Raw genomic sequence first — 18,926 nt, 5'->3', positions numbered from 1 at the left:
CCGCGATGAACCTTTTTTATAGGGTTCAAATAATACTATTCGGGACACTTAGCTCAGCTCAATGGTTCAGTTGGCGCTTGGCTTGCTACCTTCTTCGGCGCATAAGCGACATCTTCCAGTGCTTTATGATTGTTGCCAATCAGCTCACCAAAATGAAACAGCGCGTATTCGCCCGGCTTCATTCTAAACCACTCTTCATTGTCCGTAAGAGGTTGAGTTGCTACCACCGTCACCACATCATTTGGCGTAGTTTCTTCCTGGAAGTTAATCTCAACATCTTCATCAATCAGGCTCGCTTTACCAAAAGGTGCGCGCCTTGTTATCCAGTACAAATGGTTGGTGCAGTAGGTCATGACATACTCACCATCACTGAGTAACATGTTAAATACGCCTTTCTCTCGCAGCTGGTCACAACACTCAGCCACAAAGCGGAACATACCTTCCATATCTTGAGGTGGCTCAGGGAAACGCTCTTCAAGTTGTTTGAGTAGCCAACAGAAAGAGAGTTCACTGTCTGTCTCGCCGACAGGTCTAAAACGCCCACTCACCAGATCATCGTAATCTGATAATTGACCATTGTGAGCAAAGGTCCAATATCGCCCCCAAAGCTCACGAGTAAAAGGGTGTGTATTCTCTAGATTAACACCACCACGGTTCGCTTGACGGATATGACTGACAACGGCTTGGCTTTTAATTGGGTAGTTTTGAACCAACTCAGCAATCTTTGATTCACAGCTAGGGTTAGGATCTTTAAATGTACGAAAACCCTTTCCCTCATAGAAGGTAATACCCCAGCCATCACGATGCGGGCCAGTATTGCCTCCACGCTGCATAAGACCAGTAAAGCTAAAACAAATATCAGTTGGCACATTCGCGCTCATACCGAGCAATTCACACATGGTTTAATCTACTCCCTATTAAAACCAATGGAGCCACAAACATGGGTTCCAAATGTCTGTAAAACTATTATTCCATCTCTTTTTCAACAAGCTGAATCACAATATGAATGATCTTAATGTGAATCTCTTGGATACGATCTGCGTAACCAAAGTGTGGTACTCGGATTTCGATATCAGCACAACCCGCCATTTTGCCGCCATCTTTACCCGTCAATGCAATCGTCTTCATGCCTTTAGCTTGAGCAGCTTCAATCGCTTTTAGAATATTGGCAGAGTTACCTGAAGTCGACAGACCGAACAACACATCACCTTTACGACCTACCGCTTCTACATAACGAGAAAATACGTGGTCGTAGCCAAAATCATTACTCACGCAAGACAGGTGGCTTGGATCTGAAATCGCAATGCCAGCGTAACCTGGACGGTTTTCACGGTATCGGCCTGTAAGCTCTTCCGCGAAGTGCATTGCATCACAGTGTGAACCACCGTTGCCACAAGAAAGCACTTTGCCCTCTTGCTTGAATGAGTCAGCAATCAGTTTTGCCGCCGCTTCAATTTGAGCGATGTTATGGTCATCACTCAGGAACTTATTCAGAACGTCAGCAGCTTCGTTTAATTCACTTTTGATTAGGTCTTGGTACATAAGGCTTATCTCTTATATTTTTTTTTACGCAACTTAAGGTACGTGAAATGAGAGCTGAGGGTTTTTCCCTCTTTGTAGCTGAGTTTACCCACAAACATGAAATAGTGTCGACACTTAAGCCCAAAGATTGCCACCTTAATTAACTTGTCGTTGTAAATCCGTCCAAATATTCGCCACCAACCTCTCACAATTAGAATTTTAACTCTATTGAGATCACTTTTTACTCACCTTGGAGTTTTACAAATATTTAATATTTTGTTTACACTTGACTGGTTAGACCTCTTACCTAAAACTTAATAACAATAAGTGATCTCTGAAAAGGAAATCGATCATGAACATATTGCTCTCCCTACTCGGCATGACCGCCATCTTAGGCGTCTGTCTTTACCATAGAGTTAGTCTGGTACGTGCATTAGTTGTATTAACCGGCGCAATGGTAGCATTAACACTGCTTGGCGGCGTGGCTGTTACCGGCTGGCTATGCTACTTGTTAGCCGTTGCGATGTTTGCAGTTCCAACTATTCGCCAAACTTTAATCAGTCAAAAAGCACTCTCTTTATTTAAGAAAGTTCTACCGGCGATGTCTCAGACAGAAAAAGAAGCACTAGAAGCCGGCACAGTATGGTGGGAAGCAGAGCTGTTCAAAGGCAAACCTGAATGGAAGAAACTTCAGAACATTGCTGACCCGAAACTCTCTGAAGCTGAGCAAGCGTTTTTAGATGGTCCAGTAAATATCGTGTGTGAAATGGTCAATGATTACCAAGTCACTCATGAGCTTGCTGATTTGCCACCAGAAGTATGGCAATACCTGAAAGACCATAAATTCTTCGCCATGATCATCAAGAAAAAATACGGCGGCTTAGAGTTCTCAGCTTACGCTCAATCTTTGGTTCTACAGAAGCTAACAGGCGTTTCTAGTGTATTGTCATCGACGGTTGGCGTACCTAACTCATTAGGCCCTGGTGAGCTTTTACAACACTACGGTACAGAAGAACAAAGAAACCACTACCTGCCTCGCCTAGCGGAAGGTAAAGAGATCCCTTGTTTCGCACTAACTAGCCCAGAGGCAGGCTCTGATGCTGGCTCTATTCCAGATTACGGTGTGGTTTGTAAAGGCGACTGGCAAGGCGAAGAAGTACTCGGCATGCGCCTAACTTGGAACAAGCGTTACATCACTCTAGCGCCTGTCGCGACGGTATTAGGCTTAGCTTTTAAACTTCGTGACCCGGATGGCCTGCTTGGTGATCAAAAAGATCTTGGTATCACTTGTGCGCTTATCCCAACGGATTTAAAAGGCGTAGAAATTGGCAACCGCCACTTCCCACTAAACGTACCTTTCCAAAATGGCCCGACGCAAGGCGACGATATCTTCGTGCCTATCGATTTCATCATTGGCGGTCAGAAAATGGCCGGTCAAGGCTGGCGTATGCTGGTTGAGTGCCTGTCGGTTGGTCGTGGTATCACACTGCCTTCAAATTCAACTGGTGGCATCAAGTCTGCCGCGCTTGCAACTGGCGCTTACGCTCGTATCCGCCGTCAGTTCAAACAGCCTATTGGCCGCATGGAAGGGGTTGAAGAGCCACTTGCACGCCTTGCAGGTAACGCTTATGTAATGGACGCTGCAAGTAACCTAACCGTTGCGGGCATCGACCTTGGTGAAAAGCCTTCGGTTATCTCTGCAATCGTTAAGTACCACTGTACTCACCGTGGCCAGCGCAGCATCATTGATGCGATGGATATCGTCGGTGGTAAAGGCATTTGTTTAGGCCCATCGAACTTCCTAGCTCGTGGCTACCAAGGCTCGCCTATCGCGATTACGGTTGAAGGCGCAAACATCCTGACTCGTTCAATGATCATCTATGGTCAAGGTGCGATTCGCTGTCACCCTTACGTACTGAACGAAATGGAAGCGGCTTATTCTGAAAGCAGCGATGCGCTTGATAAGTTTGATTCAGCGTTAGCAGGGCACGTTAGCTTTACGATGAGCAACCTAGTCCGCAGCTTGTGGTTTGGTTTAACCGATGGTCGTGGTTCTGATGCGCCAACACCTTCAAATAAAACAGATAAACAGACACAGCGTTACTACCAACAGCTAAACCGCTACAGTGCAAACCTAGCGCTACTGTCTGATATTTCAATGGCAGTTCTAGGCGGATCACTGAAGCGTAGAGAACGTTTATCAGCAAGACTGGGTGATATCTTAAGTCAACTTTACCTCGGCTCAGCAACGCTGAAACGCTTTGAAAGCGAAGGCAGCCACGCTGAAGATCTACCGTTAGTACATTGGGGGATGCAAGATAGCTTACGTCAGACTGAAGTGGCGATTGATGAGTTCTTAGCGAACTTCCCTAACCCTGTGATTGGTCGTCTGCTTCGTGTTGTGCTAATGCCATTCGGTCGTATCCGTCGTGCTCCAAACGACAAGCTCGATAGCAAAGTTGCGCACATTCTACAAACACCAAGCGAAACACGCTCTCGTATCGGTCGCGGCCAATACTTAGAAGCGACGGAATACAACCCAGTAGGTAAGATTGAAAAAGCGCTAGAAGTGATTCTTCAAGCTGAACCTCTGTTCGACAAAGTCTGCAAAGAGACACATCAAAAACGTGCCTTCTTACGACTTGATCTTGTTGCTCAGTTGGGACTTGAGAAAGGTATCTTAACGCAAGACGAAGCAAATCTTCTGATTAGCGCTGAGGAACATAGACTGTACACGATTAACGTGGATGACTTCTCACCAGAGGAGCTTGCAGCAAAGTCTCAGTACCCAGACCAATCGATTGATAACGTCGCTTAAGGCCAGAAAAAGAAACAAAAACGGGACTCCTATGAGTCCCGTTTTTTTGTTCATGATTTCGTTGCCACAAATTCCAATGCTTTATCTAGCGGCTTATTCTCTCTAGACAATCTAATCATCTAAGCGAGTTACTTGGGCGCCTTGAGCTGCATCTCAGGTAACGCTTTTTTCTTCGCCTTGACCTTACGAACCACAAACCAAATCAATAAGCCCAATAGAATAGCGACCACATTACCCACCGCAATAATGATCATACTGCGCTGTCTGTCATCTTCACGTTTTTGAAGGATCATCAACTCTGTTGCGATACGCTTCTGTTCAGCAAGAGCTTCTTCTTGAAGACGTCGTGACTCTGCTAAGTCGATATCTTCAACAACGCTGTACGACTGCTCGGTAATTGGAAAAATCAGCGGGCGCTGACTTGAAGCATCAGTGGCATAAACCATCCCTGACCAATTATAAATTCCTAAATCGCCATTATAAGGCACCTCTAAAGCGACTTTCATTGCGTCGACTTCAGCTTGCCCCTGCTTGTACATCACATATTCATCAGAAGCCTTGTGCTCAACATGAACCGCTAACGAGCTCGGTGCGATCATCCCCTGTTCACCAGACACCACAATAGTATGAGGTAAACCCTCTTTTCGTGATTGAATGAAGGTGCTAGTGATCGGTGTTGGGTAAACCAAGACTTCTTGCTCTTGCGCTCGCAGGAACACGCCATTACCAGAGGTAATACGCGCTCGGTATTTACCGGGCTCGATATCAATTGGCAAAGAGACAGTGAACACACCATCTCCGGCCTTTTCATCAAGATCAGCGCCATCATCGGCAAACTCGCCCATCACAACCGGCACCGGGCGCGCTTCTCTCACCAAAGACTCTTCGTTTTCAACAAACTTAGTAAAGGTAACCTTAAGCTTCACGCGATCGAGAAAATCGCGCAGCACCAGCGGCTTGCCATCAGAAGTCAGTCGAGCGGTAAATTTGATGCGCTCTGTTTGATACAACTTATCTGGGAACTCATTAGCATCCAAAACAAGATGAGACAGCAGCTTGATATTGTTCTTAGGGGAAACTTTACCTATCGCTTGCCAAGGGCCGGGCATCGGATTGTCGATAGAGATAATGTCCATGGACGATTCTTCGTACCAACGGACATTATCAGCATTGCGCCAAGAGTAGTATTTCTTGCCATCAGGGCGAACCAAAACGACAGGTTTAGAGTTATCGGCTCGATAAATCACAAAGGTGACTTGTTCAATACTGGGATCAACTCTAAAACGGTTGTCCAATAAACTCATAACGGATTCTGTTGCTGCATGTAAGCCAAAACTTAACAGCAATAAGCAACCGGTAGCCAATACCCTTAACATACTTTCTCCCTACTGACGCCAGAGGCAGCTTCCGCTTTTCTCGACGAGATCTAAACGACTTTGATGCGCTTCTACTTCATCGGCCGTAGCTCGTAAAACCTTTAGGGATTTTCGACCACTTTCTACTCTTCGTATGCTTTCGGCTTCGCCTTCCTGTTGACCAGCGTTAAATTGCAGCGAAGTTTGACCACCCGTCATCAATAAGTAGACGTCGGCTAGGATCTCCGCATCGAGCAATGCGCCGTGGAGAGTACGGTGCGAGTTATCGATACCGTAACGGTCACATAAGATATCTAGGTTGTTTCTTTTACCTGGGAATATCTTCTTCGCCATTGCCAAGGTATCGGTAACTTTACAGTAGTCATCCGTTTTACCTATCGCTGGGTTGAGCTTCTCAAACTCATAGTCCATGAAGCCCGTATCGAAGGGCGCGTTATGAGCCACCAGCTCCGCACCTTTGATAAAGTCGAGAAACTCTTTATGAATGTCTTGGTATTCAGGCTTATCAATCAAGAATTCATCGGTAATACCGTGAACGCCAATCGCCTCTTCTTGAATCGCACGATCGGGCTTGATGTAGACGTGGAAATGACGCCCGGTCAGCCTACGGTTGATAATCTCTACTGCACCAATTTCAACGATGCGGTGACCCATATAGTGAGGGCCACCTTCTGTATTCATACCGGTGGTTTCGGTATCGAGTACAACAATGCGCTTATTTTCGTTCGAACTGTTTTTTTCGTTCGTGCTTTGTTCTGGAGTGCTACTGGTATTCATAAGGATAACTGTGTCAGACTATGCCGATAATGTGCTTGAGGTAATAGTATCAAATCATGACGAAACAAGTTGAAATTTTCACTGATGGTTCTTGTTTAGGCAACCCAGGTCCTGGTGGCTATGGCATCGTACTTCGCTATAAAAAAGTAGAAAAGACACTAGCCGAAGGCTTTACACTAACGACCAACAACCGTATGGAAATGCTCGCAGCTGTCATCGCTCTCCAAGCACTCAAGGAACCTTGCTCTGTGATTCTGACCACGGATAGCCAATACGTTCGCCAAGGCATCACACAGTGGATCCACAACTGGAAAAAGCGTGACTGGAAAACCGCCGACAAGAAACCGGTTAAAAACGCAGACCTGTGGCAAAGGCTCGATAAAGAAACCGCTCGTCATAGTGTTGATTGGCGCTGGGTTAAAGGACACGCGGGACACAGAGAAAACGAAATGTGTGATGATTTAGCGCGAAATGCAGCGGAGAATCCGACTCTAGAAGATACGGGCTATCAACCAAGCTAATCGTCTTTTTAATTAGACGCACATTTCAGAAAGCGATTTATAATTTCTTAAACTAATTGACAATTTCTCAATCGAATTGATAGATGAAAAGCCGACAACTAATCGGCTTTTTCTGTTTTTAGCGGATATGACGCTTTGGCTGAATCCATTGTACGGCGCGTATTGGTTCTAAAGCTTGCTCCAACCGGAGAGAAACGTCGCTTAAGGTGCCAATGTGGTTTGATGGGTTTTAGCGGGTAAGTACGCTTACGAGCAACAATAAAGTATTGGCTTCCGGCGAAGGATGCACAACCACCTAAGCTGTTCTCCAACCACGTCCACATCGCTTGATACTTACTCATCGGAAACAGCGCGTAGGTGTCACAATGAATTACTTCATAGTTAAGTACACCTAACCAGTCTTTAATTCGACTTGGCGTGTACATACGCCCACTCCAGGGTAAGCTGTTCTTTCGCCAAGGCATCAAACTGGCAAGCCCAGTGACACTGATTGGGTTGAAGCCGGTGATAATGATATAGCCATCGTCCATCATCACTCGATCGACTTCTCTCAATAATCGATGCGGGTCATTGCTATAATCTAACTGATGACTCAACACTACAACATCAAAGCTTTTCTCCAAAAAGGGTAAATTATAGCCATCCGCTATCACATTATGTAATGGGTTCTGGATATCTAGGTTTACTTGATGTTGAATGTTGCATGTGCAGCTAGAAATCTCACTACTGAGGCCACCGAGCTTGAGCATATGGTAACCAAATAGCTTTGGGCACCACTCATCGAGTCGAGTTTGAATAGATTCTCTCAACCAGTCTCCATTGTGCAATTGCGCCCAAGTGTAAGGACGTTCAAACTTCTTTCTGCTACGTGCTGGCTTCATCAATAATCTGTCTCACTTATTCTGTCGCACTAATAGTGACTGGAGAACCAATAATGTTACATATCAAAAGCATACCTGCATTTAACGACAATTACATCTGGCTGATTCAAAATAGCGATCGCCGTTGTGCTGTCGTCGACCCCGGCGATGCAGCTCCAGTATTAGAGTACTTGGCACACCATGAGCTAACTTTAGATGCAATCTTGATTACACACCACCACCACGATCACATTGGTGGTGTTCCAGAACTCGTTAGACAATTTCCCGGCGTGGATGTTGTCGGTCCAAGGAATGAACCTATCCCTACCTTAACTCATCCGGTCGATGATGGTGATCAATTAGAACTGTTTGGCGAAGTATTCCTCGTCCTAGGGCTCAGTGGCCATACTGCGGGTCATATTGGTTATGTGGGCGATGCCAAACTGTTTTGTGGTGATGTGTTGTTCTCTGCGGGCTGTGGCCGAATCATGGAAGGCACACCACAACAGATGTTCGATGCACTGAATAAGATCACGGCTCTGCCTCAAGAAACCGAAGTTTATTGTGCACATGAGTACACTGCAGCCAATATCGCTTTCGCATTAGCCGTAGAGCCTGATAACCAACATTTGCAGCAATATCGCGACCAAGTGAACCGACTTCGCGCTCAAAATAAGTCGACCATCCCCACAAATTTGAGACAAGAGAAGTTTGTGAACCCCTTCCTGCGCTATACCGAGCCAAGTGTAGTGAAATCAGTGTCTAATCGCACCGAGCAGACCGATCCTTTATCGGTATTCACCGCTTTACGTGCGTGGAAGAACGAATTTTAACAAATACAGACTTGTCACTCATAGGGGGTGGCAAGTATTATCATCGGCCGTTAATTAAAAAGGCTGTAACATGCGAGTTAAGTACAGCTGGGCTTTGGTATTACTACTTTCTGGTTGCCAATTAACTCAGTCAGAGAATCCAGACCAAGCTTCCGAGCAAACCAACACATCTCCTACTAAAGAAGTTTCTCAAGCGAACGTTTCATCAGAAGCGACCAAAGAAGAACCAAAAGTTGAAGCACCTGTCGTTACTCCACAAACACAAGAAGATGTTTGGAAACGCATTGCGATGCAACTTGAAATGGAAGTGCCAGACCAAAAGAAGGTCGACTACTACCGAACTTGGTATCTCAAGCACCCGAGTCATCTAAAAACAGTATCAAAGCGTGCTGAACCTTTCTTGTATCTGATCACGACTAAGATTGAAGAAAAAGGCTTACCACTAGAATTGGCACTACTACCCGTTGTAGAAAGCTCTTTCGATGCGTTTGCCTACTCTCATGGCAGTGCTGCTGGTCTATGGCAATTCATTTCAGGCACTGGCAAAGACTACGGGCTTGAACAGAACTTTTGGTATGACGGCCGCCGCGATGTTGCCGCCTCTACCGACGCCGCATTGGACTTCCTCTCAGATCTTAACCGACGTTTCGATGGCGACTGGAATCATGCGATTGCTGCCTATAACAGTGGTGGTGGTCGAGTAAACAGCGCAATCCGCAAGAACAAGAAGCTTGGCAAGCCAATCGACTTTTTCTCTTTGGACTTACCAAAAGAGACCAGCAGCTATGTACCTAAACTGCTTGCTCTAGCAGATGTCATTGCCAACCAAGAAAAGTATGGCATCGATATTCCGGCGATCCCGAATAAGCCAGTGCTGACTCTGGTTAACCCTGAAGAACAGCTTGATTTAGCCATTGCTGCGAACTACGCAGGCATTCCTGTCAAAGAACTTCAAGGTTACAACCCGGCTTACAACCAATGGGCAACGGCACCAGAGAAACACCAACAACTATTACTTCCTTTAGATTCAGTTGAGAAATTCAACAAAGAAGTCGCTGCCAATAAAGGCAAAGGCATGAAGTTGGTGCGTTACAAGGTTCAATCTGGTGACAGCATTAGCGTACTGGCAAGCAAATATAACACCACCAGCAAAGTGATCCGCTCTGCAAACGGTTTGAGCAACAACAATATTCGTATTGGCCAGCACTTACTTATCCCAACATCCACCAAAGACGACAAGACATACGCCCTAAGCGCCTCAAACCGCCTAGCAAGCACACAGTCGAAGAGTCGTGGTCAATATAAGCTCAGCCATACTGTAAGAAGTGGTGACAGCCTATGGACGATTGCACGCGCAAATAAGGTCTCTCATCAATCACTGGCTAAGTGGAATGGCATGGGACCACGCGACACGCTTAGAGTTGGTCAAGAACTGGTCATTTGGAAGAACGGCTCAGACGGCGCCATCATCCGTACGATCTTTTATAACGTAAGATCAGGTGACACAGTCAGCGGTATTGCATCAAAGTTCAAAGTAAAAAGTACAGATGTTGTAAAATGGAACACTTTGCAGAACAAAAAATACCTACAGCCAGGACAAAAACTGAAGCTGTATGTTGATGTAACTAAGGTAAGTGTATGAACCCGTCAAGTAACCCACTCGTCATGCTGTTGGATATATTCCGTTCGCCAACAGCTTGTTTCTTAGCGCTTTATCAACGAAGTGCTTGGGGATGGCAACCCTACGTCGTATTAATGCTCAGCCCATTTTTGTTTTGGGGTGCTTATTTTTCGAATGTAGATTTTGCATGGTTAAGTGCAGAGCTCTCGCAGCAACTGGCTCAAACGAACCCTGACCAATTGGCGTTACTTGACAGCAATACCTTACTCGCAAGTGAAATCATCAGCGACGTATTTGGCCGAACATTAACCATCGTTCTATTGGCATTCTGGTTTAACCTAGCAACCAAGCCAAGCCAACATCAGCACAGCTTTTGGCGATGGTTTGCAGCGGCATCGGTTGTTATATTCCCAGCTGTTTTAGGTGATGTAGCAAGCTACGCAAGCCTGATACTCAAGCATGGACATGTGATGAACTACGCTGCCGACTTGAACAGCTTAAATGGCTTGATCAAGTTACCGCTAACTAATGATTGGTCACAGTTTGCTAGCTCATTACCACTGCTTCTGCCATGGTACATCGTGCTAGGTTATGCTGCGGTATTAACGTGGACTGAGTTTGAACGCGGGCAAGCGCTTGTGATTTCAGGCTTACCATGGGTTGGCTACTACCTAATCTGGGCGCTCTACATTTTAATCTTTTAAGTAGAAGAGATAAGGCTAGCGAAGACTCTCTAGCCTATTGTTCCGTTAGATTTCCCAAGGTAACCACCGTGCGAATGGTTAAGTTCCAATGACTAATAGCTAATCACTATTTAGCCTTAAAGGTCACTCGCATAGGGTTATGATCAGAAGCGTCCGTAATGGGCGCTTTTGCTTTTTCTACCTCTAGCCCTCGATAGAACACATGGTCGAGCACCAGTCCTGTAATGAACTGAGTTCTGTTATCTGGCTCAAAGGCAACTTCCGTCAAACCAACCTTCTCCAACGCATCTTTCAATACAGCAAAGCGAGCTTCACTCCAGCTATTAAAGTCCCCAGCAAAAATAACCGGCCCACGATACTTTTGCAGATTGTCAGTTAAGCTCTTGAGCTGAGCCTCGTAATCTTCCGTACCAAAGGTAAAGTTCACAGCGTGGATATTAATCACAGCCAGCTCTTCGCCATTGTTTAGTTGGTAACGCGACCAAAGCGCCGATTTAGGCAGTTGAAGCCAAGGTTCTTCATGAGTATAAGCACACGCTTCAATCGGTAAATGGGTTGCTAGGTTGAGTACCCCAGCACTTTGCTCAAAGGCCTCAAACGCATTAACACGTGTGCTTCCCCACTGTCCGCTCATTACCCATTGGCGAAGTCCTTCTGTCATACTAGCTTCTTGCAGCAAGACTAAATCGCTACCTGCCGACAGCTTATTTAACTCACTCTGCCAATTATTTCGGTTTTGCTTGTAGATATTCCACACCGTAATGTCTAAGCCATCAGACACATCAATCGCTTTCGGTGCAGAGTTTTGGTAGCAACTGTAGATGTCGTTACTGGTACTTTGAGAGGAAATGATCAGGTTGGGTTTATTCGGGATCACGAAGATAAAATGAAAACTAACGACAGCAAGCGTTATCAATAACGTGATAACAATGATGGTTTTCTTAAACATACAGCACCCTACCAGAGATGAAAAAGGAGCGATAAACGCTCCTTTTAGGGTAATAGTTTTTTTATACGGCGTCTTCGTCTTCTTCGCCAGTACGAATACGTACCACACGTTCAACTTCAGTAATGAAGATCTTACCGTCACCAATTTTACCTGTTTGAGCCGTCTCAATGATGGTATCAACACATTGGTCAGCCACTTCGTCGGTCACAACGATTTCTAGTTTCACTTTAGGTAAAAAGTCGACCATGTACTCTGCGCCGCGGTATAGCTCAGTATGACCTTTTTGACGTCCAAAGCCTTTAACTTCAGATACTGTCATACCCGTAATACCCACTTCTGCAAGTGCTTCACGTACATCATCAAGTTTGAATGGCTTGATAATGGCTTCAATCTTTTTCATGTTCATCCCTTAAACTGTGCGAATGGCTCATTATCGGTTAGCTATAGTAAACATTCAATGAAAAAAGCCAGAGCTTTAAAGCTCTGGCTCGAAATTTATCATCTTGTTTAATCAGCGCTTTGAGAAGGTTTTACTTAAGGCTTGCGTAGTAAGCGGCTAGATTCGCGATGTCTTCATCACTCAGCATTGAAGCTTGAGCCTGCATTACAGCGGCCAAACCGCCGGTGCGCTGGCCATTCTTATAGGCCTTAATTGATGAAGCGATGTATTGCTCGTTTTGACCTTTAAGGTTTGGATAGCCAGGGATCACTGCGATACCGTCTGCACCATGACATGCCGCACAGATTGCTGCTTTAGCTTGACCCGCAGCAACATCAGCCGCCAGAGCGTTACCACTCAATAGTCCAAATCCAAGAACTAATCCTAGTGTAATTTTCTTCATTGCATATTCCATTAATTATTTTTATTAAAGTGACGGTGAATTGTGACATAAACTTTTTCTACTTGCTCCAAAGCGCTTCACAATCTTGACCTTCGTAGTTTTTATCTACGAATAAGCCTAAAACAGCGATCACTCGATCGCCATCCATTAATATCGGCGTTCTGCGTCTTAACCAACTGGGTACTTGGTACTCTTGAAACAACTTCTTAAGCTTCCTGCTATGACCGCGCCCAACAGGGTGTGCTGACAATCCCTCAGGGTTAAATATCACTCGCAGTGTTCCTCTCGTTGTGTTGAGACTAAAATGTTGCGCATCACAGTGGTTAGATACACCATCACTCGCCGCTGAAGTTAAGTGTAGTTCCCCTAAACCGTCAGGCAAAACTAAGCTCTCTTCCATCGAGATATCACTTTGCCAGTTCGACAAGTCTTTGGTCTCTTTTACGACATGGAGCTGATGATTAAAACGTCTAACCTCAACCTCATTCAACACCAGCTTAGGGTTGGCGTCTGCCTGAGCACATGCCACCTCATCCCATATAAGTTTGAGCTGCTTTTGGCTCGGCATCGGTTGATTACACCGGCTCAGCCACATTCTTAATAAGCGTGCACGCAGTAAATCAGAGTACTGAGATAATACCTCAATACTTAAGCTGTGCTTCTCAGTCAAAGCTTGTTGTAAGTGAGATTCTAACAACTCATCCAACAGTAACTCTTGCTCTGCACATAGCTGAGCACTACGACTGACCGATTCTCGAAAACTAGGCCAACGCTCGGTCAGTGTCGGAGTGACTTGATGACGAATAAAATTACGGTCAAAGCGAACGTCTTGATTACTCTCATCTTCTACCCAAGTTAAAGCCATATCGCGCGCCGCCACTTCAATATCCGTTCTCGTCACCGACAGCAGTGGGCGAACGATATGAGCACCTGAAAATGGCATCACTTTCGCCATTGAAGAGAGCCCTTTCGGACCACTGCCACGCTTAAGAGCTAACAAGAAGGTCTCGACTTGGTCATCGATGTGCTGGCCTGTCACTAACACATCACCTTGTCTAATATGCTTTTTAAGGGCTTGGTATCGCGCGTCTCGAGCCAGCTTTTCAACGCTTTCTCCACGGCTAATATCTAGCGAGACTCGTTCAATGAACAAGGATACCGACAAAGCATCACACCATGTTTTGCACTGCTCTGCCCAATAATCAGCATTGTTGCTTAAGCCGTGGTGAACATGTACCGCACAGCAATCGATGTGATGGGACTTAGCGAATTGGGCAGCCAACTCCAACAACACTCGTGAATCGACACCACCACTGAAAGCGACGATCAACCGACAAGGCTTAAGCGCGCTTTGATCAAGTACAGATGTGAAGGTATCAATTAAGTGTGCCATGAGGCTAATAAACCAAGAGATCGTATGTTAAGGGATAATGTTTTAATAATAAAAAAGGGTTGGCACTGAGTCCAACCCTTTCATCATTTGTTCGTATAGCTAGCCTTATCGCTAAGGCAAGTTATCAGCAGTAGCCGTAGCTCATTAGACGCTGGTAACGACGCTCAAGCAGCGTTTCGTTATCAAACTGCTCTAGCTCTTCTAGCTGTTTAACTAACATGTCTTTCATGTTTTGAGCGGTTTGTGCAGGGTCGCGGTGCGCGCCACCTAGAGGCTCAGGAATGATTTCGTCGATAAGCTCAAGCTCTTTAAGACGAGGAGCAATCAGGCCCATCGCTTCAGCTGCTTGTGGTGCTTTATCTGAATCGCGCCATAAGATTGAAGCACAACCTTCTGGAGAGATTACTGAGTACGTAGAGTACTGAAGCATGTTCACGTAGTCACCAACACCAATCGCTAGTGCGCCACCAGAACCGCCTTCACCCACAACGTTACAGATAACAGGAACTGAAAGGCCAGCCATCACTTTTAGGTTTTTAGCGATAGCTTCAGATTGACCACGCTCTTCAGCACCAACACCTGGGTATGCGCCCGCTGTGTCGATGAAAGTAATAATAGGCATGTTGAAACGCTCAGCAGTTTCCATTAGACGTAGCGCCTTACGGTAACCTTCTGGCTTTGGCATACCAAAGTTACGGATCACTTTCTCTTTAGTCTCACGACCTTTCTGGTGACCAATAACCATAACAGGACGGCCATTTAGACGAGCCATACCACCCACAATAGCTTTGTCGTCAGCGTAAGCGCGATCGCCCGCCATCTCTTCAAACTCTGTGAATGCATGCTCCAGGTAATCTTTGGTGTAAGGACGTTGAGGGTGACGAGCAAGTTGAGCTACCTGCCATGCACCTAAGTCACTAAAGATTTTCTGTTTAAGCTCTAAGCTTTTTTTCTCTAGTTGTTCGATTTCTTTGTCTAGATCTACCGCTGTGTCACCACCGTGACGCGAAACGTCACGTAGCGCTTCGATTTTTGCTTCAAGTTCAGCGATAGGCTTTTCAAATTCTAGAAAGTTCAGGCTCATCTATGAATCCTTGTTGATTCAGCTCCGCATTCGCGAAGCTAAATTTTAGTTAAATTCGAGTTCTACTTGGCTATTTCCAAGCAGCTGTTTTAATTCGTCTAGTAATGTATCACTTGGCGTCACGCGCCATTCTGTGCCCAATGTTAACCGCGCTCTAGCGTCGGCACGCTGGTAGTATACATTGACTGGGACCGTTCCGGCTCTATAAGGTTCTAAGATTTGACTAAAGCGTTCAAAAAATTGACCGTTAATTTGGGATTGGTCGATAGATATCGACACCCCACGAGCATATTTCTCACGGGCGCTTCCTAAGTCCATGACCTCGCGCGCGGACATTTTAAGCCCGCCATTGAAATCATCAAAGCTGACCTGTCCGGAAACGACCACAATTTTGTCTTTTTCGAGCAATTCTGCGTAGCGATCGAGCGCATCCGAGAACAACATCACTTCCATTCGGCCCGAACGGTCATCAAGTGTCATCAAACCAATTCGCGTGCCGCGCTTCGTCGTCATCACTCTCGCAGCAATCACCAAGCCTGCAATTGTTAGTGATTGGTCACGACGCGTTGGCGTGGCATCTTTCAAACGACAGCTAGTGTATTTCGCTAACTCTTTGATGTAAGCGTTAACCGGGTGACCCGTTAAATACAAACCAAGCGTTTCACGTTCACCTTCAAGCCAAACCTTCTCAGGCCATTTAGGCACTTGGGTATACTTGTGTTCAACCTCTTCCGGAGCGTCGGTCAACACGCCAAACATATCCGATTGACCAAAAGACTCGGCATGGTGATGTTGACTCGCCGCCTTCACCGCATCTTTCAAAGATGCCATCATTGCCGCTCGGTGAGGACCTAATCTATCTAAGGCTCCGGATAGAATCAACTTTTCGATAACACGTTTGTTGACCTTCTTCAGATCAAGGCGTGCACAGAAGTCGAATAAGTCTTTAAAGTAACCGCCTTTATTTCGTGCTTCAATGATCGCTTCAATAGGGCCTTCACCGACCCCTTTGATCGCACCGATGCCATAAACAATCGCGCCATCTTCATCCACATTGAAACGGTATAAACCTGAGTTGATATCTGGTGGTAGAAGCTTGAGCTTCATACGGAAACATTCATCAACAAGGCCGATAACCTTCTCGGTGTTATCCATATCCGCTGTCATTACCGCAGCCATAAATTCCGCTGGGTAGTGCGTTTTCAGCCATAGCGTTTGATAAGAAACCAGTGCGTATGCGGCCGAGTGAGATTTGTTAAAGCCGTAGCCCGCAAATTTCTCTACCAAGTCAAAGATCTTCATGGCCAGTTCGCCATCAACACCATTGGCTTCAGCGCCCTCTTTAAAGGTACCACGCTGCTTTGCCATCTCTTCTGGCTTTTTCTTACCCATCGCACGACGCAACATATCCGCTCCGCCAAGCGTATAACCAGCGAGGATCTGTGCGATTTGCATTACCTGTTCTTGGTACAGGATGATGCCGTACGTAGGTTCTAGTGTCTCTTTAAGCGATTCGTGCTGCCACGTTTCATCTGGGTATGAAACCGCTTCTCGGCCGTGCTTACGGTCGATAAAGTTATCTACCATGCCTGATTGCAGAGGACCCGGACGGAACAAGGCTACCAATGCGATAATATCTTCAAAACAGTCCGGTTGTAGACGTTTGATCAGGTCTTTCATACCACGCGATTCCAGCTGGAATACCGCGGTGGTTTCAGAATTTTGTAATAGGTTAAATGACGCTTGGTCATCAAGAGGAATCGACTCGATACGAACCGGTTCTTTCCCCTCTTTCTTCAAACGTGGATTCACTAGGCCTAACGCCCAGTCGATGATGGTCAGGGTACGCAGCCCCAAGAAGTCGAACTTAACCAAGCCAGCCGTTTCAACGTCATTCTTATCGAACTGCGTTACTGGGAAGTTACCTTCTGCGTCGGCATAGATTGGCGCAAAATCGGTGATCGTGGTGGGTGAGATAACAACACCACCTGCGTGCTTACCGGCATTTCGCGTACAACCTTCAAGGATGCGACACTTATCAATCAGCTCACGAACTTCTTCATCGCCATCGTAAAGCTCTGGCAATGCAGGTTCAGCAAGGAATGCTTTCTCTAGCGTCATACCCGGGTCTGGCGGTACAAGCTTTGAAATTCGATCGACGAAACCAAACGGGTGGCCCAATACACGGCCTACATCGCGGATTACCGCTTTTGCCGCCATGGTACCAAAGGTGATGATCTGAGAAACAGCATCACGACCGTACATCTCAGCCACGTGATCAATAACTTGGTCACGCTTATCCATACAGAAGTCGATATCGAAATCGGGCATGGATACACGTTCTGGGTTCAAGAAACGTTCGAAAAGTAGATCGTATTCAAGTGGATCGAGATCGGTGATATCCAAGGCGTAAGCTACTAGAGAGCCGGCACCGGAACCACGGCCAGGACCTACTGGCACATCGTTGTCTTTTGACCACTGGATGAACTCCATTACGATCAAGAAGTAACCTGGGAAACCCATGTTGTTAACAACTTCGAGCTCAATCTTGAGTCGCTCATCGTATTCCGGTCTGCGCTCAGCACGCACTTTTTCATCTGGGAATAGGAACGCTAGACGTCGCTCAAGGCCTTCTTCAGATTTCTTGATCAAGAAGTCTTCAATCGCCAAACCTTCCGTTGGGAAGTTAGGCAGGAAGTACTCGCCCAGACGAACCGTTACATTACAACGCTTAGCAATCTCAACACTGTTCTCAAGTGCTTCAGGGATATCGGAGAACAACTCGCACATCTCTTCTTCGCTACGAAGATACTGTTGCGCGCTGTAATTTTTAGGACGACGAGGATCGACCATAGTGAAACCATCATGAATTGCCACGCGGATTTCATGGGCATCAAACAGGTCTTCAGTTAGGAATACTACTTCGTTGGTTGCAACAACAGGCAAGTCTTCCTGCTCAGCCAGTTCCAACGCAAAGTGCAGGTAAGACTCTTCATCCGGACGTCCGGTACGAATCAGCTCAAGGTAAAAACGATCAGGGAAGTATGTTTTGTAAAACTTGACATTGCTTGCAACCAGTTCACGGTTACCTTTCAGTAACGCTTTACCGATCTCACCTTCCTTCGCGCCCGATAGAATGATCAGGCCTTCTGCATTCTCAATTAGCCACTCTTTATCAATAACAGGCTGATGCTGAACATGACCACGAAGGTAGGCTTTTGAGATGAGTAACGTTAGGTTGTTATAACCTTTATTGTCCGTTGCGATAACGGTGAGCTTGGTCAACTCGTCGCCGAATTCCGGAGACTGCATCAAGAAGTCAGCACCAATAATAGGTTTAACCCCACACCCATGGGCAGTACCGTAAAACTTCACCAAACCACACAGGTTGGTAAAGTCGGTCAATGCTAGAGCAGGCATACCCATTTCAGCGACTTTTTTAACTAATGGTGGCACCTTGGATAGGCCATCCACCATCGAAAAGTCACTGTGTACGCGTAGGTGAACAAATTTTGGATCTGACATTATTTTTCCTGAGTTCTAGGTTTGAGCCTAGGATTACAACTGTGTGTATTCTATTTTTTTCTAATACAAGTTAGCAACTTTATTCGATGCTAAGCTCTAGTT

Annotated in this window: 16 protein-coding genes; 5 read left to right on the top strand and 11 right to left on the bottom strand. The window is 45.9% G+C overall.

What is annotated here, in order from left to right; genetic code table 11:
- Positions 1-53: 53 nt before the first annotated feature.
- Together AB4167_RS16255 and lpcA are read right to left on the bottom strand one after the other, a co-directional pair.
- A complete protein-coding gene (locus tag AB4167_RS16255; RefSeq protein WP_372136755.1) occupies positions 54-899 on the bottom strand; it encodes a class II glutamine amidotransferase in 846 nt (281 codons plus the stop codon).
- A 67-nt stretch (positions 900-966) separates the two neighbouring features.
- Positions 967-1,542, bottom strand: a complete 576-nt coding sequence (gene lpcA, locus AB4167_RS16250) for a D-sedoheptulose 7-phosphate isomerase (protein ID WP_017063379.1) — start codon at positions 1,540-1,542, stop codon at positions 967-969.
- Positions 1,543-1,873: 331 nt separating this feature from the next.
- Between lpcA and fadE the strand changes: the two genes are divergently transcribed.
- Entirely contained in the window at positions 1,874-4,339 is a 2,466-nt protein-coding gene (fadE, locus tag AB4167_RS16245) for an acyl-CoA dehydrogenase FadE (protein ID WP_372136754.1), read from the top strand.
- A gap of 128 nt (positions 4,340-4,467) precedes the next feature.
- Here the strand turns inward: fadE and AB4167_RS16240 are convergent, their stop codons facing one another.
- Together AB4167_RS16240 and dnaQ are read right to left on the bottom strand one after the other, a co-directional pair.
- Positions 4,468-5,715 carry a TIGR03503 family protein gene (locus AB4167_RS16240; RefSeq protein ID WP_065583988.1) on the bottom strand — a complete coding sequence of 416 codons (1,248 nt, stop codon included), beginning with the start codon at positions 5,713-5,715 and terminating at the stop codon, positions 4,468-4,470.
- A 9-nt stretch (positions 5,716-5,724) separates the two neighbouring features.
- Positions 5,725-6,492, bottom strand: a complete 768-nt coding sequence (gene dnaQ / locus AB4167_RS16235; protein WP_017060722.1) for a DNA polymerase III subunit epsilon — start codon at positions 6,490-6,492, stop codon at positions 5,725-5,727.
- A gap of 56 nt (positions 6,493-6,548) precedes the next feature.
- Here dnaQ and rnhA point away from each other — a divergent pair, with 56 nt between their 5' ends.
- Positions 6,549-7,013, top strand: a complete 465-nt coding sequence (gene rnhA, locus AB4167_RS16230) for a ribonuclease HI (RefSeq protein ID WP_372136753.1) — start codon at positions 6,549-6,551, stop codon at positions 7,011-7,013.
- A 98-nt stretch (positions 7,014-7,111) separates the two neighbouring features.
- Here rnhA and AB4167_RS16225 read toward each other — a convergent pair whose 3' ends face one another.
- Positions 7,112-7,894, bottom strand: a complete 783-nt coding sequence (locus tag AB4167_RS16225; RefSeq protein WP_017060724.1) for a class I SAM-dependent methyltransferase — start codon at positions 7,892-7,894, stop codon at positions 7,112-7,114.
- 53 nt (positions 7,895-7,947) lie between these two features.
- Here AB4167_RS16225 and gloB point away from each other — a divergent pair, with 53 nt between their 5' ends.
- The 3 genes from gloB to AB4167_RS16210 all read left to right on the top strand — a co-directional run bounded on the left by gloB (position 7,948) and on the right by AB4167_RS16210 (position 11,031).
- Entirely contained in the window at positions 7,948-8,706 is a 759-nt protein-coding gene (gloB, locus tag AB4167_RS16220) for a hydroxyacylglutathione hydrolase (protein ID WP_017060725.1), read from the top strand.
- A gap of 70 nt (positions 8,707-8,776) precedes the next feature.
- Positions 8,777-10,348 (top strand): LysM peptidoglycan-binding domain-containing protein, encoded by a 1,572-nt coding sequence (locus AB4167_RS16215; protein WP_372051870.1) that lies wholly within the window; start codon positions 8,777-8,779, stop codon positions 10,346-10,348.
- A complete protein-coding gene (locus AB4167_RS16210; RefSeq protein ID WP_017060727.1) occupies positions 10,345-11,031 on the top strand; it encodes a YIP1 family protein in 687 nt (228 codons plus the stop codon). The genes AB4167_RS16215 and AB4167_RS16210 overlap by 4 nt, the downstream gene beginning before the upstream one ends.
- Before the next feature lie 106 nt (positions 11,032-11,137).
- Here AB4167_RS16210 and AB4167_RS16205 read toward each other — a convergent pair whose 3' ends face one another.
- From AB4167_RS16205 to dnaE, 6 genes are all read right to left on the bottom strand, one after another.
- Positions 11,138-11,980, bottom strand: a complete 843-nt coding sequence (locus AB4167_RS16205; protein ID WP_017060728.1) for an endonuclease/exonuclease/phosphatase family protein — start codon at positions 11,978-11,980, stop codon at positions 11,138-11,140.
- A gap of 61 nt (positions 11,981-12,041) precedes the next feature.
- Positions 12,042-12,380, bottom strand: coding sequence for a nitrogen regulatory protein P-II (glnB, locus tag AB4167_RS16200; RefSeq protein WP_017063373.1), 339 nt, complete (start codon positions 12,378-12,380; stop codon positions 12,042-12,044).
- Between the two features lie 130 nt (positions 12,381-12,510).
- Entirely contained in the window at positions 12,511-12,834 is a 324-nt protein-coding gene (locus AB4167_RS16195; protein WP_170791809.1) for a cytochrome c, read from the bottom strand.
- A 46-nt stretch (positions 12,835-12,880) separates the two neighbouring features.
- Complete coding sequence (gene tilS, locus AB4167_RS16190; protein ID WP_372136752.1) at positions 12,881-14,215, bottom strand: tRNA lysidine(34) synthetase TilS; 1,335 nt, start codon at positions 14,213-14,215, stop codon at positions 12,881-12,883.
- 124 nt (positions 14,216-14,339) lie between these two features.
- Positions 14,340-15,299, bottom strand: coding sequence for an acetyl-CoA carboxylase carboxyl transferase subunit alpha (gene accA, locus AB4167_RS16185; RefSeq protein ID WP_017060731.1), 960 nt, complete (start codon positions 15,297-15,299; stop codon positions 14,340-14,342).
- Between the two features lie 45 nt (positions 15,300-15,344).
- A complete protein-coding gene (dnaE, locus tag AB4167_RS16180) occupies positions 15,345-18,824 on the bottom strand; it encodes a DNA polymerase III subunit alpha (protein ID WP_017063372.1) in 3,480 nt (1,159 codons plus the stop codon).
- Between the last annotated feature and the right edge of the window lie 102 nt (positions 18,825-18,926).

Source organism: Vibrio sp. 10N.286.49.E11, from assembly GCF_041469505.1.
In the GTDB taxonomy this organism is placed as follows: Bacteria; Pseudomonadota; Gammaproteobacteria; order Enterobacterales; family Vibrionaceae; genus Vibrio; species Vibrio crassostreae_C.
The sequence above is the reverse complement of the archived record's forward strand: the minus strand, read 5'-3'. Positions and strand labels throughout refer to the sequence as shown.